The organism is Eubacterium ramulus (assembly GCF_003122485.1).
GTDB classification, from domain to species: domain Bacteria; phylum Bacillota; class Clostridia; order Lachnospirales; family Lachnospiraceae; genus Eubacterium_I; species Eubacterium_I ramulus_A.
Genome location: NZ_JRFU01000040.1, coordinates 1 through 22,998, shown reverse-complemented (window position 1 = coordinate 22,998; position 22,998 = coordinate 1). Strand labels below are relative to the sequence as shown.

The window sequence follows — 22,998 nt, the reverse complement described above, 5'->3', positions numbered from 1 at the left end:
ATGAATCTTTCAAGGTTATTTCACTGTTCAGTTATCAAAGTTCTTTGTTCGTTGTCTTTGCGACAGCTTTTATATTTTATCAAAAGCATTTGTCTTTGTCAACAACTTTTTTATTTTTCTTTGTTGTCGTTTCAAGCGACAGCCTATTTATCTTATCACCGGCGATCGGCTTTGTCAACAACTTTTTTTCTTGCTGTTTTTTCAACAGCTCAGTTATATTATCATGTATTCAAGTGCTTGTCAACAACTTTTTTCATTTTTTTATAACTGTGAGCGGAGAAGGAGGGATTTGAACCCTCGCGCCGCTGTTAACGACCTGCACCCTTTCCAGGGGTGTCCCTTCGGCCAGCTTGGGTACTTCTCCGAATTAAAATAATATATGATTATCGACTTAGCCGATAACGGAGAGAGTGGGATTCGAACCCACGCGCCCTTGCGGACAAACGGTTTTCAAGACCGCCTCGTTATGACCACTTCGATATCTCTCCAATTTTGTTTTGCGCTATTTGACCAGCGCAAGGATTATTATACATATAACCCCCTGCCTTGTCAACAAGTTTTTTTCATTTTTTTACATTTTTTTCACATGTTCAATTAGCAGGGCTATATATGTATCTTTCTCTCTTACATAAGCAGACAAAAAAGCTGTCTATACATGAAGAAAAGACTCTGCAATCACCAGATCTTCCGGTGTGGTAATCTTTATATTATTATAACTTCCTTCATATAACTTAACTGGAGTCTGAAGCATCGTCTCTACTACCATAGCATCATCCGTGATCTGTACTTCAGGCATATGCTGATACAGCTGTTCATAAGCATCATGAATCAATGGATAGTCAAACACCTGTGGCGTCTGTATCATCCAAGTATACTTTCTCTGTGGTGTGTCTGCCACAAAGCCATCCTTATCTACGATTTTGATGGTATCTTTGCTCGGCATACCGGCTGCACATGCGTGATACTGCTCCACGTTTTCTTTTGCTCTTAATAAAAGGGCATCATCAATAAATGGACGTGCGCCGTCATGGATATAGACATAATCTGCCCCATCCAGCGCGCAGATTCCCCGATAGACAGAATCATAGCGCTCTTTTCCACCTGCTATGACATGCGTCACTTTCTGAAATCCATATTTTTCTACAATCTCTTTCTGGCAATAGGACTCCTGACCTGCACCTGTCACCAGCACGATTTCATCCACAAAACTGTCCTCAAATGCCCGGAGTGCATAATACAGCACCGGTTTTCCATTTAATATCAGGTATTGCTTCGGAACATCGCTTTTCATCCGGGAACCTTTTCCTGCTGCCAGCACAATGGCTGCATGCCGTTTCTTTTCACTCATATCAGCGTTCTCCCAGTTTCAGATTCGGAACTGCATTCAGATCCCATCCGTGACGGGTTCCTGCCAGATACTCATAATATGCTGCTGCACCGATCATTGCCGCGTTGTCTGTACAGAAAATCGGTGACGGATGATAAAAAGAGATTCCGCGTTTCTCGCATGCTGCTCTCATACCTTCCCGCAGCACACTGTTGGAAGCCACGCCGCCTGCAATCGCAAGTTTATCAATTTTAAATTCTTCTGCCGCATGCATAGCATGTGCGATCAGCACATCTGTCACTGCTTTCTGGAAAGATGCAGCGATATCTTCCGGCACGATCTCAATATTTTTCATCTTGCATCCGTTGATATAGTTCAATACTGCGGATTTTACGCCACTGAAACTAAAGTCATACGGATTATCGTTGACTTTTGCTTTCGGGAACGGAATTGCCATAGGATCTCCCTCCCGGGCTGCTTTTTCAATTTTCGGGCCGCCTGGATAACCAAGGCCGATGGCACGGGCTACTTTATCAAAAGCTTCCCCGGCTGCATCATCTCTGGTTCTTCCAAGGATTTCGTATTTTCCGTAATCTGCTACTTTTACAAGGTGTGTGTGACCGCCTGATACCACAAGGCATAAAAATGGCGGTTCAAGGTCTTTGTTTTCAATATAATTGGCACTGATGTGTCCTTCAATATGATGCACTCCTACCAACGGAATCTTTTTCGCATAGCTGATGGCTTTGGCTGCTGCTACGCCAACCAGCAGGGCACCTACTAATCCCGGGCCGTAAGTTACACCGATGGCATCAATGTCATCTAAGGTCACATGCGCTTCGTCTAACGCTTCCTGAATAACCTGATTGATCTTCTCAATATGTTTTCTGGAGGCGATCTCAGGAACAACGCCTCCATATAATGTATGCAATGCAATCTGTGATGAAATCACATTGGACAATACCTCTCTGCCGTTTTTTACGACAGCTGCTGCTGTCTCATCACAGGAGCTTTCAATTGCAAGAATCAGTACATCTTTCTCTGCCATAATATTCTCCCATCTACCGTATTCCATACGGCATTTATCTATTTTCCAAACTTAATATAGATCAAACAAACATTTTCAATCTGTCTGCACTACTTTCATATGTTCTATTATTAGACTTCTTCAAATTCAAGTTCTACGCTGCGTCCGTCTTTTCCAAGGGAAGCTGCCGGAAAAATCTTGTGCACCTCATCCATATAGCTCTCGGCTCTGGTCAGAGACGGACTGTAATGTGTCAACCACATTTCTGTCACTTCCGCTCTCTTTGCAAGATCTGCTGCCTCATAAAAAGTCATATGCTTGTACTGACGGGCTTTTGCTTCTTTCTCTTTTTCCGCATACATGCCTTCACAGATAAACAGATCCGCATGTTTCGCGCATTCTGCAATGATCGGAACTGGTCTGGTATCCGTGCAATAGGTCAGCTTGATCCCTTTTCGCTGCGGACCAAGTACCATTTCAGGTGTCAGCACACGGTCTCCATCCTCGATGATTTCTCCTTTTTGCAGACGGCTCCAGAATTTCTGTGGAATCTCCTGTCTACGGGCACGCTCCACGTCAAATCTGCCCTGACGTTTGATTTCCAGGGTATAGCCGTAGCAGGTTACATTGTGATTTACACGAAAGGCATGGATACAATATCCATTCATCTCAAAATCCTGCTCTTTTTCTGTTATTTCATGATATTCAATCGGAAACGGCAGTTCCGGCGCAATGGTGCGCAGGGCATTTACCACACGCTCCAGTCCTTTCGGACCGATCATGTGCACCGGTTTTGTGCGGTCTGCGTTCCCAAGGGTCAGCAAAAGTCCCGGAAGACCGCTGATATGGTCTGCATGATAGTGCGTAAAACAGATAACGTCCAGATCATGCACGCTCCATCCCTTTTCCCGGATGGCAACCTGTGTGCCCTCTCCGCAGTCAATGAGCAGATTACTTCCGTTATATCGTGTCATCAACGCAGTTAATTTTCGATACGGCAATGGCATCATGCCTCCCGTACCTAGTAAACATACATCTAACATTCAAATATTTCCGTCCTTTCCACGGTCTGTGGCGGAATTCGAAACTGTGACATCCACTGTTCAAAACAGGATTCACAGATATCCGCAGTCTGACTGGTTCCATCTTTTTCCGAAAAATAGCCCCAAGTCTTTTCAAAATGAAAAAATTCTTCCCGGTCAGCTCCACAGCTCTCTGAAATCATTTTTCCACAACAATTACAATATAATACGCCTGCTTTTCTCACTCGCTTATCCTCCGTGTCAGATCACAGCTCATCACAATGGCATGCTCTGTCGGTTTCCGGTAAAAATTCTTTCTGATGCCGCAGGATACAAAGCCATGTTTCTCATACAACTTCTGCGCAGGCAGATTACTCTCCCGCACTTCCAGATAAATGGTCCGAGCGCCACGCTTTTGCGATTCTGATAGCACATCTGTCAAAATTGCATCGGCAATCCCCTTTTTTCTGTGATCCGGGCGCACTGCCACATTTGTGATCTCGCCCTCGTCTGCCGACAGATAAATTCCACAGTAACCCATTGGATTGTTACCCATACCGATGGCTGCCATCATGAGTGCTTCCGGCTGCTTTAGCGCATCCAGAAATGCCTGCTCACTCCATGGCTCTGAAAAACACGCTGCTTCTAACGCAGCTACCGCAGGGACATCTTCCGGCTGCATTTCACGAATAATGAGTTTCTGGCCTCTGCCACTTCCTACTTCAGGAACACCAAACCTTTGTTCTTTTCCATCTACACTTTCGGAAATCCCATGCTTCGGTTCTTCTCCATTTGCATTCCCGGAAATACCATCCTTTTTATCAAGTAAGTCAGCATTTTTTACCATATTTTTCAAAGCATGATCCATATTATTTTCCGGCATTCTGCTTCTCCAGCATTTCCTGACGCTCACGCTCTGCCTGTGACAGACGCAGATAATCCGGGCAATGCTCCGCTGCTGTCTCTAATTTTCCTTCTTTTGCGTACTGAAGACCAAGCCATGCCACAGCACCTGCACGTTGTTTGTTCATATGTGCCGGCGCATAATCGTGTGCCACCGTACAATTTTCCTCGATATAATCATGGAATACTGCCACACCATCTCCAAGGAATGTTACCGGTCTGCCAATTTCATTGATCTGCGCAATTATTTCATTGATTCCAACCGCACACTGCTGCTGTAAAATTTCCAGTGCACCATTTTTTAATTCATAAATACCGGTATAGGTCTGCTGCCGTCTCGCGTCCATTAAAGGACAGATCAAAGACTGATGTCCCCACAGATTGCAGGCTAAGGCATCTACGGTCGGAATATGGATCAGCGGTTTGTCCAGCGCCAGTCCAAGTCCTTTTGCGGTAGCGGAACCAATACGGAGTCCGGTAAAAGAACCCGGTCCTGCTGCAACCGCAATGGCATCGATGCTGTTCAGATCCAGTTCGATCATTTTTGCCACTTCATCCAACATCGGAAGCAGTGTCTGTGAATGTGTCTTTTTATAATTTACGGTATATTCTCCCAGCATATTGTCATCTTCCACGATGGCTACGCTGGCAACAAGCCCTGAACTGTCTAAGGCTAAAATTTTCATGCGCGATGCACCTCCCTGATGGTTATTGTACGATAATCAAATCCTTTTTCCAGATCTTTTTCAATCTGAACTTCCCGATATGTCTCCGGCAGAATCTCCTCGATCAGATTCGCCCACTCGATCATGGTCACACCATTTCCGTAAAAATAGTCCTCGTAACCGATCTCATCCATTTCTTCGATATCGCCGATGCGGTATACATCAAAATGATAAAATGGCAGTCTGCCTTCCTCATATACCTGCACAATGGTAAATGTCGGGCTGCTGATCGGCTCCGTAATTCCAAGTCCATCTGCAAATCCCTGGGTAAATACAGTTTTTCCGACTCCAAGGTCACCGATGAGTGTTAACACATCTCCCGGATTTGCCTCGCTTCCTAGTTTTTTTCCTAATTCATAGGTTTCTTCTGCTGAAAACGACTCTATCTTCATATTCATAATTCATGTTCCTCAATTAATTTGTCAGTCTGCGTGTAGCATTTTAAATGGTTTATCTTCTACAGCTTATCTTCTTAACAAAACTTCAGACTATTGATCAACCTGCAGATTACATTTTCATAAAATCCGCAAGTTATTTTTTCTTCTGAACATTTTTGTTCTGCTTTTCTGCTAACTGATTCTGGTCCTGAATCTTCATCGTCAGCGCAATTCGTTTTTTCGCCACATCCACGCTGAGTACCTGCACATCCACAATATCTCCAACAGATACTGCCTCCAATGGATGTTTGATAAAGCGATCACAGATCTGTGAAATGTGTACCAAACCGTCCTGATGCACACCGATATCCACAAAAACGCCAAAATCAATAACATTTCGAACGGTACCTTTCAGGATCATGCCCGGTTTTAAGTCCTTCATCTCAAGTACATCGGTACGAAGGATCGGTTTTGGCATGTCCTCACGCGGATCTCTGCCCGGTTTTTCCAGTTCGCTCACAATATCACGCAGTGTCAGTTCTCCGGTTCCAAGTTCTTCTGCCAGTTTCTTATAATCACTGATTTTCTTATGAAGTCCCGGAATTGCACCTTTTTTCAATTCATCCTCAGAATAACCCAAACGTTTTAATAAGGCTTCTGCCACTCCGTAACTCTCCGGATGTACACTGGTAGCATCTAACGGCTGAGTACCGTCGCTGATACGCAGGAAACCGGCACACTGTTCAAATGCTTTCGGTCCAAGCTTTGCAACTTTTAATAATGCTTTTCGATTCTTAAATATACCATTTTCTTCCCGATATGCAACGATATTTTTTGCAATGGTCTTATTAATGCCGGACACATGCTCCAGAAGCGGTACCGAAGCGGTGTTCAGATCCACACCTACTTTGTTTACACAATCTTCTACGACACCTTCCAGTGCTTCTCCCAGACGTTTCTGGTTCATGTCGTGCTGATACTGACCAACACCGATAGATTTCGGATCTATTTTTACCAGTTCTGCCAGCGGATCCTGCAGACGTCTTGCAATAGATGCGGCACTTCGCTGTCCCACGTCAAAGTTCGGGAATTCTTCTGTTGCAAGTTTACTTGCAGAATATACACTTGCTCCGGCTTCATTCACGATCACATACTGTACTGGAACCGGAAGTTCTTTGAGCAGTTCCACGATCACCTGTTCCGACTCTCTGGAAGCAGTTCCGTTTCCAACAGAGATCAGTGTAATATGGTATTTTGCGATCAGTTTCTTCAAAACAGCTTTGGCTTCTGCCACTTTATTCTGTGGCGCAGTAGGGAAGATTACCACCGTATCCAGCACTTTGCCGGTGGCATCTACCACAGCTAACTTACATCCTGTACGGAACGCCGGATCCCATCCAAGCACCACCTGTCCACGAATTGGCGGCTGCATCAGAAGCTGCTCCAAATTTTTTCCAAAGACACGAATCGCACCTTCCTGCGCTTCCTCTGTCAGACTGTTTCGAATCTCACGCTCAATTGCCGGTGCGATCAGTCTCTGATAACTGTCTGCTACCGCTTCTTTTAAATATGGAGTTGTATACGGATTTTCTCTGCGGATCGTCTTTTTCTCCAGATAGCGGATAATTTCCTCCTCCGGGGCTTCCAGCTTCACTGTCAGAATTTTTTCCTTTTCTCCACGGTTTAACGCTAAAATCCGGTGTCCTGCCAGTTTTGCCACAGGCTCTTCAAAATTATAATACATTTCGTACACGGATTCCGCTTTTTCATCTTTTGCAGTGGAAGTCAGTGTACCTTTTTTCATCGTCTTTTCTCTGATATAAGTTCTGTAATCTGCCTCATCCGCAATTGCTTCTGCCACGATATCCATGGCTCCCTGTAACGCTTCCTCGGCGGATGCGACACCTTTTTCTTCAGAAATATAAGCTTCTGCTTCTTCCTCGGCAGAATGATCTAACTGCTGCAAGGACAACAGATTTGCCAGCGGTTCCAGTCCTTTTTCTTTCGCAATTGTTGCACGGGTACGGCGTTTCGGACGGTACGGACGGTACAGATCATCCACTGCCACCAGGGTATCTGCTGCCAGAATCTGTTTTTTCAGTTCCTCGGTCAGTTTTCCCTGTTCTTCAATGGAAGAAAGCACCTGTTTCTTCTTTTCTTCTAAGTTGCGAAGGTAATTTAACCGTTCATACAGATTTCTGAGTACTTCGTCGTTCAATGCGCCGGTGGCTTCTTTTCGGTAACGGGAAATGAATGGAATCGTATTTCCCTCATCGATCAGTTTGACCGCTGCCTGCGCCTGCCCCGGACGGATCTGTAATTCCTCCGCAAGTTTTTTTATGATATCCATATTCGGTGATCCTTTCTATCTTTTTTATATTTCTCCGCTCATACGCGCTATCTCGTTACAGCTCACACGCTCCATTTGCAAAACATCCATTCTGGACATATCTGTAACTTCGCGTCATTTTCTATCGTATCATATCATACATTCTTCCGGTTGTCATTTTCTGATGCACATGTTAGAATCATGTCTTAAAGGAGGCAAATTATAATATGTACGAACAAAATGAAAATCCCTGGAACGATTCGCAAAACCAGCAGAATCAACAGGAACCGTTTCGCCGCAATCCCGCACCGGGAAATGCATCCAACGGACTGGCTGTGGCTGCACTGATCTGTTCCATTCTGAGTATTGTATCCGTTTGCTGCCTGTACGGTGCTTTCGTCTTTGGCGGACTGGCAATTATTTTTGCCCTGCTCTCCAGAGGCTCCAGAAAAAAAGCTGCCGGACCGGCTCGTACCGCATTGTTGCTGGGCACCGCAGGTGTTCTCATCAGTGTAGTGATCACAATCGGAAGTTTTATCTCTGTCAGTCGTCAGTATGGTGGCTTTGACAAGTTTCTGGAACGTTATACTTACACGCTGGAACACAACTTCGGCATCGATCTGAACCCGAATGGAAGCGATTCCAACACAGATAACGGTAATAATAATTCCGGAAGTGATTCCATTTTTGACCTGAATGGTTCACAGGAAGCTTTATAAAAACGGTTCAATCCCCGTTTTCATATAAAACAGATTTTTTAATATAAAATGTATGATCACGATAACAAGTGAAGCATAAATCCATGCATGCCGATACTTCATCCCAATGGGAATCCGATGATGGCTGATCCGGTCAACACTCTGGCTGAACATAAACCAGAAATATACTGCCACCGCATAAAAAACCATCGGATAATCTACGGCACATACCAGAAATCTGCCAGAAAGCAGTGCTTTCACAGATCTGGTTCCACCGCACCCCGGGCAAAAATATCCGGTCAGGCGATGAAAAACACATGGGGGCATCTGCCCGGAAATAGAAAAATCAGGAAAAAAGATACGTTTTCCAGCGATTAACGCTGCTACTGTAATCAGTACGATCCATCCCCAGTGATATAACTGGGTTTCTAACGTTGTTTCCTGTTTCTTCATATGTGCTTCCTCCTTGTTCTCTCACTATTTTAACAGATTGGAGCATGATATCAATATGAAATCTTTTGCAGATTTAAAAGCAAATGCCAGAGCTGCTTTGCTTGGACGCTACAGCACCCTGATCGGTGCCGGTCTGATCAGCTGGCTGATCTCCGCCCTGCTTGAAACGCCATTTTCCAGAATGCTTCAGGAAGGTGTCTATTACACCCGTTTCATCCGCATCATCTGGGGATATACCGGTATGGTCTTTGTCAGTCTGGTCGGTGCATTATTTACCATTGGAACAATGTACATGCATGTAAAAGCAGCAAAAAATAACAGACCTGTGCTTGCAGATCTTCTGTTTCCATTTAAAAACCGTCCGGACAAATTCATTGGCTGTCAGTTTTTGCTGATTCTGATTTCCTTTGTATGCACCCTTCCGGGCACAATTGTATCCATCATTGCAGCAGTTTACACAACAAGTGATATTTCCGTGTTACTGATCGTTGGAATGGCTTTACTGGCAATCGGCTGTATTATCCTGATTGTTCTTACGATTTCGCTTTCACAGTCTCTGTATCTGCTGATCGATCATCCGAATCTGCGTGTGATCGAAGCAATGAGCGAAAGTATGCGGTTGATGAAGGGACGTAAAATGCGCTATTTTCTGCTGGAGCTTTCCTTCATCGGATGGATCCTGTTAGGATGCCTGACACTGGGAATCGGTCTCTTATGGATTCTTCCATATATGACCCAGACAAATACACAATTTTATCTGGATCTGACACAGCAGCAGACAGAACAGAATGTTTACATGTAATACTTGTAAGATGCAGCGTTCCCTGCTATATAAACTATTTTCTAAGCATAAAAACAGGACCAATTCTTTCGAACGGTCCTGTTTTTTATATCTTCTTTCTATCTTAAACTTCTTAACCTGTTTTCCTGATTAGTCCTCGATAAATTTATCATGTGCTGCGCGCATTGCTTTATCTACATCTTTCTCGTCTACCAGAACGGTTACACGGATCTCAGATGTTCCGATCATACGGATATTAACACCTACATTGTAAAGTGCCTCAAACATACCTGCTGCAACGCCCGGATGTGTCTGCATACCAGCACCAACGATGGATAATTTTGCAACAGTCGGATCTGCCTCGATTTTCTGTGCTTTTACGCGTGCTGCATTGTCTTTCAGAACTTTTACTGCCTCATCCATCTGGTCACGGGATACGGTAAAGGAAATATCTTTTGTGCCGTCACGACCGATAGACTGTAAAATAATATCTACGTTGATGTTCTTCTTTGCAAGAAGATCAAAAATCTTAAATGCCATTCCCGGCTCATCTTTAATACCAATAATTGCGATTCTCGCTGCGTTTTTATCTACTGCTACTCCACTAACAAGCATGCCTTCCATTTCTGTTTCCTCCTTAACAACTGTTCCTTCTGCTCTGTTTAAACTTGAACGTACGACTAACTGCACACCATATTTTTTTGCAAGCTCAACAGAACGGTTATGAAGAACTTTTGCTCCAAGTGTTGCCAGTTCAAGCATCTCATCGTATGTGATTTCTTTCATTTTCTTTGCGTTTGGAACCACACGCGGATCTGCTGTGTATACACCCTCTACATCGGTGTAGATCTCGCAGGCATCTGCATGCAGGGCTGCTGCCAGTGCAACAGCAGTGGTATCAGAACCTCCACGTCCCAGAGTTGTGATATCGTCGTATTTATTAACACCCTGAAAACCAGTAATGATAACGATCTTACGCTGCTCCAGCTCATTGAAAATACGCTCGGTATCGATACGTTTGAATTTTGCATTGCTATATGCAGAAGTTGTATGCATAATTACCTGAAATGCATTCAGGGATACCGCAGAAACACCAAGTGCCTGCATTGCCATAGACATCAGTGCAACAGAAGTCTGCTCACCGGTTGCCAGAAGCATATCCATCTCTCTTTTGGAAGCTTTCGGATTAATGTCATGTGCCATCTCGATCAGATGATCTGTTGTCTTTCCCATTGCGGACAGAACAACAACCACGTCATTTCCTGCTTCATAATCTTCGATACATCTTTTTGCTACATTAAAAATTCTTTCTTTATCAGCTACAGAACTGCCGCCGAATTTCTTTACTATTAGCATGTCTTCCTCCCAAATAAGTAATCTATGATTTCATGGCCACACGCCACGTAGTTTCCACTCGACTCGCCCTCAGCTTCATTGTACTTCCAGTCATGCTGCTGAAAATCTGTGCTGTCATATAACAGATATGGCACACTGTCGGATGAATGTGTCCGCATGCAGATTGGCGTCGGGTGATCCGGGAGTACCAGCATACGGAAATCCTCTCCCGCTGCTTCCAGTCCTTCCTTCACCGGCTTAATGACTCTGGAATCCAGATACTCAATTGCTTTTACCTTACGCTCAACGCTGCCCTGATGACCCATCTCATCCGGAGCCTCGACGTGGATATATGCAAAATCATACCCTTCTTTGGTCAATACGTCAATCGCTGCCTGTGCTTTTCCTTCATAATTTGTATTCAATCCACCATTTGCGCCCTCTACTTCAATTACTTTCATGGATGCGCCCACTGCAATTCCTTTTAACAGATCCACTGCTGAGATCATCGCACCTTTCAGATGTGTTTTCTCTTCAAAGGAAGAAAGTGCCGGTTTTGTACCTGCGCCCCAGAACCAGCAGGAGTTTGCCGGATTGAGTCCTTTTTTCTTACGTTCCACATTAATCGGATGGTTTACCAGAATGTCATAACTTTTCTTCATCATTTCACGAAGTACGGCATCCTCCGGAAGATACTGACCAATCGTCTGACCAAGCACATCATGCGGCTGTGTCAGTTCTACCACTTCTCCGCGATCCCAGATCAACAGATGACGGTAGCTGGTTCCTACATAAAATTTATAGGTCTCATTTTCCAGTCCTTCTCTGACTGCATCCAGTAAAACGGCTGCATCTGCGGTACTAATCTCACCGGAACTGTGATCGATGATCGTACGGTCCTCATAATTTTCTTCCTCTTCGGACAGGGTGACCAGATTACAGCGAAGTGCAATATCTGTATCCTTCATATCCACACCAATGCTGAGTGCCTCCAACGGAGAACGACCGGAATAATAAATTCTCGGATTGTAGCCCAGTACGGAGAGGTTTGCGGTATCACTGCCCGGTTTCATTCCATCCGGGATCGTGTGTACCATTCCAATCTCTGATACTGCTGCCAGCTGATCCATTGTCGGCGTCTCTGCATAGGCAAGCGGGGTCTGATCGCCAAGTTCGGCGATCGGACGGTCTGCCATTCCATCTCCTAAAACCACCACGTATTTCATCACTTTTTACCTCTGTTTATTTTTATTTTTTTACTCTCACAAACACTTTTTCACATTTTATTTGCACATGCAAACAGAATGTTTCTTATTTTACACGAATGCACTGAAGCACTTCACCAAGTTCTGCCTCTGCTTTATCATATGCAAAGCCATCCATTTCTGCTGTAACAAATGCGTTCTCGCCTGTCACACCCTCTGCCTGTACATAGGAAACGCTTCCAAAAGCTTTCTCGATTGCAGCTTTGTCTGCTGTTGTACGGACAAAATATTTATTTTTGAGCTGTCTGTAATCAGCAAGCTCCAGTTTTTCCTTGCGCCATTCCACCGGAATATTCTCATCCAGATGTTTTGCGATCTCAACGATATCTGCAACAACTGCACTTGCGGTCGGAAGTTTTCCAGCTCCACTGCCGTAAAACATTGCATCGCCAAGGACATTTCCATGTACAAATACTGCGTTGAATACGTCATTTACATTGTACAGCGGATGTGTCGGCTCCAGCATAAACGGTGCTACCAGAGCACAGTAGCTGTCACCTGTCTGATAGCTGGATGCAAGAAGTTTGATGCTTCTTCCAAGTGCTTTTGCATATTTGATATCAGTTGCTGTGATCTTTGTGATTCCCTCGGTATGGATATCCTGGAAATCAACCTGCTGTCCGCATACCAGAGATGTCAGGATTGCGATTTTTCTGCAGGCATCATGTCCCTCGATATCAGCGGTCGGATCTGCCTCTGCATATCCTTTCTGCTGTGCATCCTTTAATACATCTTCAAATTCGGAACCTTTTTCAGACATTTTTGTCATCATATAGTTTGTGGTTCCGTTTAAGATACCGGATACTTCTTCGATCACATCTGCGGTCAGGCAGGAATTTAACGGACGGATGATCGGGATTCCACCGCCTACACTTGCCTCAAACATGCAGTTCACGTTATGCTCTTTTGCAAGGCGGATCAACTCCGCTCCTTTCTCTGCAATCAGAGCTTTATTAGAAGTAGCAAAATGCTTGCCACTCTCAATTGCCTGTTTTGCAAATGTATATGCAGGCTCTACACCACCCATGGCTTCTACCACAATGGCAACTTCCGGATCGTTCTGGATCACTGCATAATCATGTACGATCTTATCCTCCATCGGATCACCCGGAAACTCACGCAGATCTAAGATATATTTGACGAAAATCTCGTCTCCTACACGTTTTGTGATACTGTCTTTGTTTACTTTTAAAACTTCTACTACACCGGAACCGATTGTTCCGTAGCCTAATACTGCAATTTGAATCATCGTTTGTTCACTCCCTGGCTAATATTTTTAAATAATGAATGCCCTGCTGTTCCTCAATCGTATTTACCATCTGTGAAATATCACCGGTTTCGTTTAACACATCCACACTGAGTGTCAATGATGCAATGCCATTGACCGGAATACTCTGATGAATGGTAAGGATATTTGCATGATAGTCCGCCACAATACGCAATACCACAGACAAAAGTCCCGGTTCATCATCTAACTGAATCACCATGGTGATCGTCTTTCCTTTTGCATTATCATGGAACGGGAAAATATCATCTTTGTATTTATAAAAAGAGCTGCGGCTGATGCCGACATTTTCTGCTGCTTCCTGAACAGAAGCCGCTTTTCCTGAATCCAGCAGTCTCTTTGCTTCAACTACCTTCAATAAAACCTCCGGTACCGCTTTTTTCTTCAGGACAAAATATTTTGTTTTTTCTGCCATCTTATTCCTCCTGTGTTCTTCCCAGAGATACATCTGTTCTCACAGTAAGGATATAGTATCATAATCGCACATTGTATGCAAGCCTGACTTTGAAGTTTTTTTCACAATTTTACGAATGGCACAATTCAAATCGAATGCTTGTAAAATTTAGTGCATGATTCTAACTCACATAAACTGACTTATTCTTTTCAGAATCAATGCACATCCTCGCAGAACACTTACCCAAAAAAGGTGTGTATTCGCTCCTCGCAAATACACACCTTTCTCTTTATTATTTTACTTCTGATCATATCTCCCACTCTCCATGTTTCCATGAAAAGGAAGCAGGAGATTTTTCATTTGTCTGTGCCTGTTAAAATGCTAAAAACTGCGTCCACCACCGCCAAAGGAACGTCCACCGGCTCCCTGATGAATGGTACTGGTACCGCCGCCTCCACCACCGTTTTTCGGTGGATCTTTCGGAATCTTTCTTCGGGTCACAAACTGGCGTACAAAGTGATCTTCATTTCTGCGCAGATTGATCTGTGCATGCTCTCTGGCATTGTAATGGTATCTGCCAAATTTTAACCGATACTTTCCTGTAATGACCAGACAGAAGATCAGGCATGCTGCCACACCAAGCACTGCGGCAATCGCGATCTCTCCATAGGAAAGAAAACGATGATTGGTAGAGCTTGCATAGTAAATGCCCTGATCCTCATCATAGATTGTCATATTTTTCGCTGTGTTGGAAGTATAATAGCTTTCCGTATCTTCAAGCATTGCGATCATTGCCTGTGTATAGTCGCCCTCTCCGGCATACGTTACTGCATCATCCAGCATTTCATCAATCTGACTGTCACCGACATACTCATAGGCTTCGCCAGCAGTTGCGATGTAAAAAGACCGACTATCCATGTTGAGCAGATACGCTATACCGTCATCACTTTCCGTACATTCATTAAACTGCTCCTCTGCATAATCCCGATCTGATGTAACCGATGCATCGTTCACCGTCAAAATAATCAGATCCCATCCGGTTTTATCTTCTACCTCATCTGCCACTTTTGTGATCTCATCGATCTCATCCTCTGACAGTATTCCTGCAGCATCATAAACCTGTCGTTCCGATGCATAGGCAGGATGCAGCGTTGTCAGGCAAAATACTGCACCAAAAACTGCGCTCAGTACATAACGCCACTTTCTGTTTCTATTCTGCTTCTGTTTCATTTTCATCCCCTGTCTTACCTGTGTGCTGATCCTTTTCCTGCTTTTATAGGCTATGTAAAGAAAAGATAACCAACAATAAGCATGATCACAAAAACAATTGCTCCGATCAAAATACCGATGGATAACACTTTCTTACGGTCAATCGGAAGTTCACCAAAAGTTTTTCCATTCTGACCATTCATGGAATAGTAATAAATCTTTCCATTGGCGCCTTTGTAAGTCACAGTCCACACCGGAAGCAGCGTATAAGCCCAATGTTCATCCACCGTGCGGATATGATCTGACAGAACATGTACGCCGGTATAGCCCTGAATCGTATCTTCCAGCATATCCCGTGTATATTTTTGCACCTCACCTCGTACTTCGTCCTGCAATTCGCAATACTCGATATCACGTTTTTCTGCATAGAAGCCGGACAGATATCCCATATGAAACGGTTCCGCTTTGGAAAAATCATACGGTAACACGCCTTCTGCCAGCACCTGATCTGATTTTTTCAGCGCATGCTTCGTAATCTCATTCAGGGAAACCCTTCCTTCCCGTTCCATCCGGAAAATACGTGTCTCCGTAAATTCTTCGTCTCCAGATACCCAGACACGGATTTTACTTCCCTCGGCACTCAGTGCACCATCCACCTCGGCATTGTATACCCAGTAAGGGAAATAGATACCGGTCAGCTTTTCAATCTGGTTCTTCTGAAAGAATGCATTCGGCACAAATTTCTTTTTCTGTACAAAATCCAAGAAATGATCTTCTGCCTGTTTCCGGTCAATTTCAAACGGAATGATCTGATCCGGATGAAATTCTCCCGTCAATTGTTCTGAGAGAAGCACCGGATTGTGACAATAATAACAAAAAGTTGCCGCTGTGGTCTGATCTGTTACAATCTGAGCACCACAGCTTGGGCAGGTATACACAACAGCAGACGCACCCTGATCTGCCGCTTCTGCATCATCAGAAGCAGCCTGTTCAAATGCTTCCGTGCCAGCTCCGGATTCTGCAGTCTGTGCAGAATCCGAAGTGTCCTGCGCCTTAGTATCTTCGGTTTCGATCTCATCCAAAGCGAAATCGGAACCGCAATATTCACATTTATATTTCTGACTTTTCGGGTCAAAAATCAACTCGCCGCCACAATTGGGGCATTTTATACTGATGGTTGACATATATTTCCTCTTACGCTTTCGGTTTGCCACACTCAGAGCAGAATTTTCCGGTATTTACTGCCCCGCAGCTACAGGTCCATGGTGCTTCCGGTGCCGGTTTTCCACATTCGGTGCAGAATTTGCCACTGTTTACTGCACCACAACTACAGGTCCATGTGGTCGGTATCGGTTTGCCGCACTCAGAACAGAATTTTCCGGTATTTACTGCCCCGCAGCTACAAGTCCAGCCATTGGAAGCTGTGTTCTGCTGTGCTGCCTGTGCCTGCTGACGATTCATCTCCATCTGGCGGATATTTGCCTCAGATGCAGCGCCCATGACACCTGCTCCTGCCTGCATTCCCATACCCATGCCCATAAATCCGGATACGGAACCTGCTGCATTGGAACCTGCTGCTTCCATTCCGCGCGCTACGGAACCCTGTACATAGCCTTCACGGATCGTCGGATCAGAGAGCATTGCGCCCTGATTTCGCATATTAATCAGTTTTGTAGATGCATCATCATAGGAAATGCTTGCAATACCAACGGATGCAATCTCCACGCCACGGTTCTGCTTCCAGTCCTCATCCAAAATATTGGACATGTATTTGCCAAGTTCCCGTCCTTTGGATGTCACAAAGGAAATTCTTGTGCCGTCCGCAGACATCTGATTGATAGCTGACTGCAGTGCCTCTAAAAATTCATCCAGAAACTGCTCATTTACATCTGACACTTCTACCTGTGCCATATTCCGCGGAATTACTTCCGCATAGAATTTCAGCGGATCACTGATGCGGATGGAATAGGTTCCATGTGTCCGTAAAAACAGCTCTGCATTATAAAAGTTATCAAAATAATTGATCGGATTTCTTGTACCAAATTTGATGCCTTTGATCTCCTGCAGATTCAGATAATATACTTTCTGTTCTGTCGGAGACTGTCCGCCGTATTTGATACGCTCAAATGTAGCCTCCATGGCACTGGAAAAATCTCCGTTAAACAAAGAAGGTTCCATGTCATTTTTTACTTCAAAATATCCCGGCTCTGCCGTATAGTCAATAATCTTGCCGCCATCGGTCAGGATCATAAACTGATTATCATACACATGAATGACAGAACCATCCGAAATCACATTTCTGCTGCCTTTCCGGTTCTGGGATTTTTTATTCATCAAAACGCCCGGTGTCATCAATGTCTGCGCGCCCATATCTGCCGGTTCGATTACTTCTAACCACTGATCTGCCAGACCTGAACTGATACTTTTTACTGCTGCTCGAATGATTCCCATGGTAATTTCTCCTTTTTGCTTTTACGTATGCTCAGAATCTCCAAAACAAGATCTTCAAAACAAAAAATACTGAGCGTACAACTCTATGCTTCCTGGTCGTTTTTAGACAATGTGATCCATTTCAGATATGCGTTGATAAACAGATCGATATTTCCATCCATGACACTGTCCACATTTCCGGTTTCTGCGTTGGTACGATGATCTTTTACCATCGTATATGGCTGCATAACATAGGAACGGATCTGATTTCCCCAACCAATCTCTGTCACATCACCACGAATGTCTGCCGCTTTTTCTGCATTTTCCTGCTGTTTTAACAAATACAGTTTTGCTTTCAGCATCTGCATTGCTTTATCTTTATTCATATGCTGAGACCGCTCATTCTGGCACTGCACCACGATACCTGTCGGTAAATGCGTAATACGGATGGCAGAAGATGTCTTGTTGATATGCTGACCACCGGCTCCACTGGAACGGTAGGTATCGATACGCAGATCATCGTCGTTGATCTCTACTTCCACATCTTCTTCGATATCCGGCATAACATCACAGGATACAAAGGAAGTCTGACGTTTTCCTGCCGCATTGAATGGAGAAATACGAACCAGTCTGTGGACACCTTTTTCTGATTTCAGGTAACCATAGGCATTTTCGCCATGTACCTGGAATGTTACAGATTTGATACCTGCTTCCTCACCATCCAGATAATCCAGCACTTCCACTTCAAATCCTTTGGAAGAAGCCCATCTGGTATACATACGGTACAACATGCTTGCCCAGTCACAGGACTCAGTGCCGCCTGCTCCTGCATGCAGCGTCACAATTGCATCGTCTCTGTCATACTCGCCGGAAAGCAATGTCTTCATACGAATATTTTCAAAACTTGTTTCAAATTCATCCAGCAATTCCTGAATCTCCGGAATAACTTCCGGATCATTTTCTTCATATCCCATCTCGATCATAAGTTCCATATCTTCCATCTGGGAGGTCAGCTGACGATAAATCTCCACATCATCTTTTTTACTTTTGAGCTCTTTCATAAGCTCCTGGGAACGCTCCGGATCATTCCAGAAATCCGGCTCCTCCATCTTCCGCTCTAACTCCTGAATCCTCTGCTCTTTGTTAGCGAGGTCAAAGTGAATCCCTTACTTCCTGGAGCGGGTGTTTGTATGCGTTCAATGTTGTTTTGAACTGGTCTAATTCAACCACCGAAATCACCTCTTTCTCTTGATCAGGATGTTTCATCCTGTCTATAAATCAACAGAAATGAACCAGAACTGCGTTGGATCCATTTCTGTCCCTCTTTCACATACTTATATGATATTTATACGGTATGTCCTTTTGCTTTGATCACATCAATGACCTGATCTACATATTTCTCACAAAGACTTTCTGTCTCTGCTTCCACCATGACACGGATCACCGGCTCAGTTCCACTCTCACGAACAAGAATACGTCCGGTATCACCCAATGCTTCTGCCACTTTTGCTACTGCCTGCTGTACATCAGCATCATTCTGTGCTTCTGGTTTACTCTTTACTCTTACATTTTTGAGTACCTGTGGGTAAATGGTCACCGGCTCAGCCAGTTTACTTAACGGCAGTTTCTTTGCCAGCATAACTTCCATCATTTTCATGGATGTTAAGATACCATCACCTGTGGTTGCATATTTGCTGAAAATAATGTGTCCGGACTGCTCCCCACCGATACGATGACCATTCTGAACCATGTTCTCATATACATATTTATCGCCAACTGCAGTTTTTTCGTAGTTGATGCCAGCTTCATCAAACGCTTTGTACAGACCAAAGTTTGACATAATTGTTGTTACAACCGTATTGTTCAGCAGTTTTCCTCTCTCTTTCATATATTTACCATAAATATATAAGATCAGATCTCCATCAATGACATTTCCTTTTTCGTCTACTGCGATACAACGATCTGCATCTCCATCGTAAGCAAATCCAACATCCAGATTGTTGTCTTTTACAAATTTCTGAAGTACTTCAATGTGTGTGGAACCTGCATGATTATTAATGTTTGTTCCATCCGGCTCTGCGTTGATGACATATGTTTTTGCGCCAAGGGCATCAAATACACTCTTTGCGATCATCCATGCACTTCCGTTTGCACAGTCAAGACCAACACGGACATTTTTGTAAGAATAGGTAGCCAGTGAGATCAGATATCCAACATAACGGTTTCTTCCTGCTGCATAATCTACCGTGCATCCAATCTCCTCGCGGACAGCAAACGGTACATCTTCCATTTCTTCTCCAAAGAGATTTAATTTTCCGTCAATGTAATCCTCGATGTAGGAAATGGTTTTCTCATCCATCTTCTCGCCGTTGCCATTGATCAGTTTGATACCGTTATCATAAAATGGATTGTGGCTTGCGGAGATCATAATACCACAGTCAAAATCCTCTGTTCTTGTTACATAAGATACAGACGGAGTTGTGGTTACATGAAGCAGGTATGCATCTGCACCTGAAGCAGTCAGTCCTGCAACCAGAGAATACTCTAACATGTAACTGGAACGTCTTGTGTCTTTTCCAATTACGACTTTGCATTTTTTTCCTGTAATCTGATGATAATACCATCCGATAAAACGTCCTACTTTGTATGCATGCTCTACTGTTAAATTCTTGTTAGCTTCTCCACGGAAGCCGTCTGTTCCAAAATATCTTCCCATTCTAATTCCTTTCCATTTTTATGTAGACTAGTTAAAAATCTACCTTTGTGTTCCCGTATATTACAATTTTGTTTTTCAAATGTTTTACAGCTTATCCTGTAACTGCTGCAGGATCAGATCTACACATTCTTCTACACTGTGCTGACTGGTATCGATTACCGCATCCGGATGTTCCGGCGCTTCATATGGGCTTGTCACACCGGTAAAATAATCCAGCTCGCCTTTTCGTGCCATCTGGTATAAGCCCTTGATGTCCCGGCGTTCACATTCCTCGATCGGTGTGCTTACATATACTTCCATAAAAGCATCTCCGATAATCTCACGGGCATTCTGACGATCCTGTGCAAATGGAGAAATGAAGGATGTTAAAACGATCAATCCCGCATCATTCATCAACTTGGAAACTTCAGCAATTCTTCGAATATTTTCAATACGGTCTGCTTCACGGAAACCAAGGTTTTTATTTAAGCCCATACGGACATTGTCGCCATCCAGCAGCATTGTATGTTTGCCCATTGCCACCAGACGTTTCTCCAGCTCATTTGCCAGTGTGGATTTGCCGGAACCGGACAGACCGGTGAACCAGATTGTCTTTGCACTCTGTCCTAACTGTTTTTCACGGAAATCCCGGGTAATGTCCATATTATGCCAGGTAAGCTGATGCTCACGGTTCAATGTCTGCTCCACTACACCACATGCTGAAGTCATGTGGCTGACACGATCGATCAAAATCAGGGAACCTAAAGCATTATTCTTCTCAAATTTATCGAAAACCAGTTTGGAAGCAGTTGAAATCTCACAGCGGGCAATCTCGTTTTTATAAATTGCATCCGCATAAACTTCCTCCCCGGAATTGACATCAATTTTATATCTGATATTCATGATGGTTGCCGGAACACTCTGCGTTCCAAGCTTTAACAGAAAATTCTTTCCTTCCACCAGTTTTGTATCGTCCATCCAAAGCAGCGTTGCAGAAAACATGGAATTTACATTCAACGTCGTATTCTCCACTAAAACGCATCCTCTGGAAATATCAATCTCTGTATCTAACTGAATCGTCACCGCATGACCGACAGAACTTGTCTGTACTTCTTTGTCACCTTCGTAAATCAGTTTTACTGACGCAGTCTCTCCACTTGGCAATACCTGAATCGTATCACCCACAGACACGCTGCCGCTCTCGATCTGTCCCTGAAAACCGCGAAACGTATGATCCGGTCTGCAGACACGCTGTACCGGCATCGTGAATCCGGTTTCTGTCGGGTTCTCTTTGACATCGATGGTCTCCAGATAATCCAGTAAGGTCTTGCCTTTATACCATGGCATATGGTTCGACCATTTGGTGATATTATCCCCTTCGGTTGCTGATACCGGGATCATCTGTGCGGTACTGTAGTCAAATTCTGCCAGTAGCACTTTAATGTCTTTTTGAATCTTTTTGAATTTATCCTGCTGATAATCAATCAGATCCATTTTGTTAATAGCAAACACAAAATGCTTGATTCCCATCAGGGAACAGATCCGTGTATGCCGTCTTGTCTGTGTCAGAACTCCCTGACTTGCATCTACCAGAATGACTGCCAGATCTGCAAAAGAAGCTCCAACTGCCATATTTCTTGTATATTCTTCATGACCAGGTGTATCTGCCACGATAAAGGAGCGGCGTTCTGTCGTAAAATAACGATATGCCACATCAATGGTAATTCCCTGTTCACGCTCTGCCATCAGACCATCTAAAAGAAGGCTGTAATCAATTGCCCCGCCTCTGGATCCAACTTTGGAATCCAGTTCCAGTGCGCGCTCCTGATCCGCAAACAATAATTTTGCATCATAGAGCATATGTCCGATTAAGGTGGATTTTCCATCATCCACACTTCCACATGTAATAAATTTCAATAATGCGTTCATCTAGAAGTAGCCCTCCCTTTTCCGTTTCTCCATGCTGGCTGCACCGCCATCTTTGTCAATCACACGGCTGGTACGTTCCGAAGATACCGCACTTAAGGTTTCCTGAATGATCGCATCCAGTGTATCCGCATCGGACTCCACACCGCCGGAAAGCGGATAACATCCAAGGGTACGGAAACGGACTTTTTTCATCATCGGTTTTTCTCCCGGAAGCAGCCGCATACGGTCATCATCTACCATGATCAGATTACCGTCACGCTCTACGACAGGGCGCTCTGCTGCAAAATACAGCGGCACGATATCAATGTTTTCCCGCTTGATATACTGCCAGATATCCTTTTCTGTCCAGTTGGAAATCGGAAATACGCGAATACTTTCGCCTTTATTGATCTCCGTATTGAACAGCTTCCACATCTCCGGGCGCTGGTTCTTCGGATCCCATGCATGTTCTGCATTACGGAAAGAGAAAATACGCTCCTTGGCACGGCTCTTTTCCTCATCACGTCTGCCGCCGCCAAAAGCTGCGGTAAAACCATATTTATTCAAAGCCTGTTTTAATGCCTGTGTCTTCATAATATCCGTGTAGGCTGCTCCATGGTCAAAGGGATTAATTCCCTGACGAACACCTTCCTCATTGATATATTCCAACATCTCAATGCCGTATTTCTCTGCAACTTTATCACGAAACGCAATCATTTCTTTGAATTTCCATGTAGTATTTACATGTAAGAATGGAAATGGCGGTTTCTCCGGATAAAATGCTTTCAATGCAAGGTGCAGCATAACGGAAGAATCTTTTCCGAGGGAATAAAGC

23 protein-coding genes and 2 tRNA genes are annotated in these 22,998 nt (G+C 44.1%); 3 read left to right on the top strand and 22 right to left on the bottom strand.

The features are described from left to right. The coding region (locus LG34_RS16920; RefSeq protein ID WP_207657018.1) for a hypothetical protein at window positions 1–293 on the top strand (293 nt) is incomplete at its 5' end. Here LG34_RS16920 and LG34_RS03805 read toward each other — a convergent pair. The 10 genes from LG34_RS03805 to LG34_RS03760 all read right to left on the bottom strand — a co-directional run bounded on the left by LG34_RS03805 (window position 275) and on the right by LG34_RS03760 (window position 7,731). Beyond that, window positions 275–364: transfer RNA gene (locus tag LG34_RS03805), tRNA-Ser, on the bottom strand. The genes LG34_RS16920 and LG34_RS03805 overlap by 19 nt on opposite strands. 38 nt (window positions 365–402) lie before the next feature. Further along, window positions 403–488: transfer RNA gene (locus LG34_RS03800), tRNA-Ser, on the bottom strand. 161 nt (window positions 489–649) lie between these two features. Then, the gene (gene ispD, locus LG34_RS03795; protein WP_109214948.1) at window positions 650–1,348 is read right to left on the bottom strand and encodes a 2-C-methyl-D-erythritol 4-phosphate cytidylyltransferase; all 699 of its coding nucleotides are present in this window, start codon (window positions 1,346–1,348) and stop codon (window positions 650–652) included. Between the two features lies 1 nt (window position 1,349). After that, window positions 1,350–2,375, bottom strand: coding sequence for a tRNA (adenosine(37)-N6)-threonylcarbamoyltransferase complex transferase subunit TsaD (gene tsaD, locus LG34_RS03790; protein ID WP_109214947.1), 1,026 nt, complete (start codon window positions 2,373–2,375; stop codon window positions 1,350–1,352). A 110-nt stretch (window positions 2,376–2,485) separates the two neighbouring features. Continuing rightward, window positions 2,486–3,397 (bottom strand): ribonuclease Z, encoded by a 912-nt coding sequence (locus LG34_RS03785; RefSeq protein WP_109214946.1) that lies wholly within the window; start codon window positions 3,395–3,397, stop codon window positions 2,486–2,488. Beyond that, window positions 3,391–3,621 (bottom strand): hypothetical protein, encoded by a 231-nt coding sequence (locus tag LG34_RS03780; protein ID WP_242979796.1) that lies wholly within the window; start codon window positions 3,619–3,621, stop codon window positions 3,391–3,393. Before LG34_RS03780 ends, LG34_RS03785 begins: the two co-directional genes overlap by 7 nt. Then, a complete protein-coding gene (gene rimI / locus LG34_RS03775; RefSeq protein WP_242979795.1) occupies window positions 3,618–4,259 on the bottom strand; it encodes a ribosomal protein S18-alanine N-acetyltransferase in 642 nt (213 codons plus the stop codon). The genes LG34_RS03780 and rimI overlap by 4 nt, the downstream gene beginning before the upstream one ends. After that, window positions 4,246–4,965, bottom strand: coding sequence for a tRNA (adenosine(37)-N6)-threonylcarbamoyltransferase complex dimerization subunit type 1 TsaB (gene tsaB, locus LG34_RS03770; RefSeq protein WP_109214945.1), 720 nt, complete (start codon window positions 4,963–4,965; stop codon window positions 4,246–4,248). The genes rimI and tsaB overlap by 14 nt, the downstream gene beginning before the upstream one ends. Beyond that, complete coding sequence (gene tsaE / locus LG34_RS03765) at window positions 4,962–5,396, bottom strand: tRNA (adenosine(37)-N6)-threonylcarbamoyltransferase complex ATPase subunit type 1 TsaE (RefSeq protein WP_109214950.1); 435 nt, start codon at window positions 5,394–5,396, stop codon at window positions 4,962–4,964. The genes tsaB and tsaE overlap by 4 nt, the downstream gene beginning before the upstream one ends. A 139-nt stretch (window positions 5,397–5,535) precedes the next feature. Beyond that, window positions 5,536–7,731 (bottom strand): Tex family protein, encoded by a 2,196-nt coding sequence (locus tag LG34_RS03760; RefSeq protein ID WP_109214944.1) that lies wholly within the window; start codon window positions 7,729–7,731, stop codon window positions 5,536–5,538. A 206-nt stretch (window positions 7,732–7,937) separates the two neighbouring features. Between LG34_RS03760 and LG34_RS03755 the strand changes: the two genes are divergently transcribed. Then, complete coding sequence (locus tag LG34_RS03755) at window positions 7,938–8,429, top strand: DUF4190 domain-containing protein (protein ID WP_109214943.1); 492 nt, start codon at window positions 7,938–7,940, stop codon at window positions 8,427–8,429. Here the strand turns inward: LG34_RS03755 and LG34_RS03750 are convergent. After that, window positions 8,424–8,861: a DUF2752 domain-containing protein gene (locus LG34_RS03750; RefSeq protein WP_109214942.1), complete on the bottom strand. Its 438-nt coding sequence runs from the start codon at window positions 8,859–8,861 to the stop codon at window positions 8,424–8,426. The genes LG34_RS03755 and LG34_RS03750 overlap by 6 nt on opposite strands. Window positions 8,862–8,916: 55 nt before the next feature. Here LG34_RS03750 and LG34_RS03745 point away from each other — a divergent pair, with 55 nt between their 5' ends. Beyond that, window positions 8,917–9,663: a DUF975 family protein gene (locus LG34_RS03745; RefSeq protein WP_109214941.1), complete on the top strand. Its 747-nt coding sequence runs from the start codon at window positions 8,917–8,919 to the stop codon at window positions 9,661–9,663. A gap of 129 nt (window positions 9,664–9,792) precedes the next feature. Here LG34_RS03745 and LG34_RS03740 read toward each other — a convergent pair whose 3' ends face one another. From LG34_RS03740 to cysD, 11 genes are all read right to left on the bottom strand, one after another. Next, entirely contained in the window at window positions 9,793–10,998 is a 1,206-nt protein-coding gene (locus LG34_RS03740; protein WP_109214940.1) for an aspartate kinase, read from the bottom strand. Further along, window positions 10,992–12,203: a cofactor-independent phosphoglycerate mutase gene (locus LG34_RS03735; RefSeq protein WP_109214939.1), complete on the bottom strand. Its 1,212-nt coding sequence runs from the start codon at window positions 12,201–12,203 to the stop codon at window positions 10,992–10,994. The genes LG34_RS03740 and LG34_RS03735 overlap by 7 nt, the downstream gene beginning before the upstream one ends. Window positions 12,204–12,288: 85 nt before the next feature. After that, the gene (locus LG34_RS03730; protein WP_181369283.1) at window positions 12,289–13,491 is read right to left on the bottom strand and encodes a homoserine dehydrogenase; all 1,203 of its coding nucleotides are present in this window, start codon (window positions 13,489–13,491) and stop codon (window positions 12,289–12,291) included. Window positions 13,492–13,498: 7 nt separating this feature from the next. Further along, entirely contained in the window at window positions 13,499–13,942 is a 444-nt protein-coding gene (locus LG34_RS03725) for an ACT domain-containing protein (protein ID WP_109214938.1), read from the bottom strand. A gap of 360 nt (window positions 13,943–14,302) precedes the next feature. After that, window positions 14,303–15,151 (bottom strand): TPM domain-containing protein, encoded by an 849-nt coding sequence (locus tag LG34_RS03720; RefSeq protein ID WP_158582277.1) that lies wholly within the window; start codon window positions 15,149–15,151, stop codon window positions 14,303–14,305. A gap of 50 nt (window positions 15,152–15,201) precedes the next feature. Next, window positions 15,202–16,314: a TFIIB-type zinc ribbon-containing protein gene (locus tag LG34_RS03715; protein ID WP_109214936.1), complete on the bottom strand. Its 1,113-nt coding sequence runs from the start codon at window positions 16,312–16,314 to the stop codon at window positions 15,202–15,204. Window positions 16,315–16,324: 10 nt separating this feature from the next. Beyond that, window positions 16,325–17,581 carry an SPFH domain-containing protein gene (locus LG34_RS03710; RefSeq protein WP_109214935.1) on the bottom strand — a complete coding sequence of 419 codons (1,257 nt, stop codon included), beginning with the start codon at window positions 17,579–17,581 and terminating at the stop codon, window positions 16,325–16,327. 83 nt (window positions 17,582–17,664) lie between these two features. Continuing rightward, a protein-coding gene (gene prfB, locus LG34_RS03705) for a peptide chain release factor 2 (protein ID WP_109214934.1) occupies window positions 17,665–18,790 on the bottom strand; the annotation gives its coding sequence in 2 pieces (ribosomal slippage) (window positions 17,665–18,714 and window positions 18,716–18,790; 1,125 coding nt in all). A 115-nt stretch (window positions 18,791–18,905) separates the two neighbouring features. Then, window positions 18,906–20,276, bottom strand: a complete 1,371-nt coding sequence (glmM, locus tag LG34_RS03700; RefSeq protein WP_109214933.1) for a phosphoglucosamine mutase — start codon at window positions 20,274–20,276, stop codon at window positions 18,906–18,908. An 84-nt stretch (window positions 20,277–20,360) separates the two neighbouring features. Continuing rightward, a complete protein-coding gene (gene cysC / locus LG34_RS03695) occupies window positions 20,361–22,184 on the bottom strand; it encodes an adenylyl-sulfate kinase (protein WP_109214932.1) in 1,824 nt (607 codons plus the stop codon). Next, on the bottom strand, window positions 22,185–22,998 hold an 814-nt coding region (gene cysD, locus LG34_RS03690; RefSeq protein WP_109214931.1), incomplete at its 5' end, for a sulfate adenylyltransferase subunit CysD.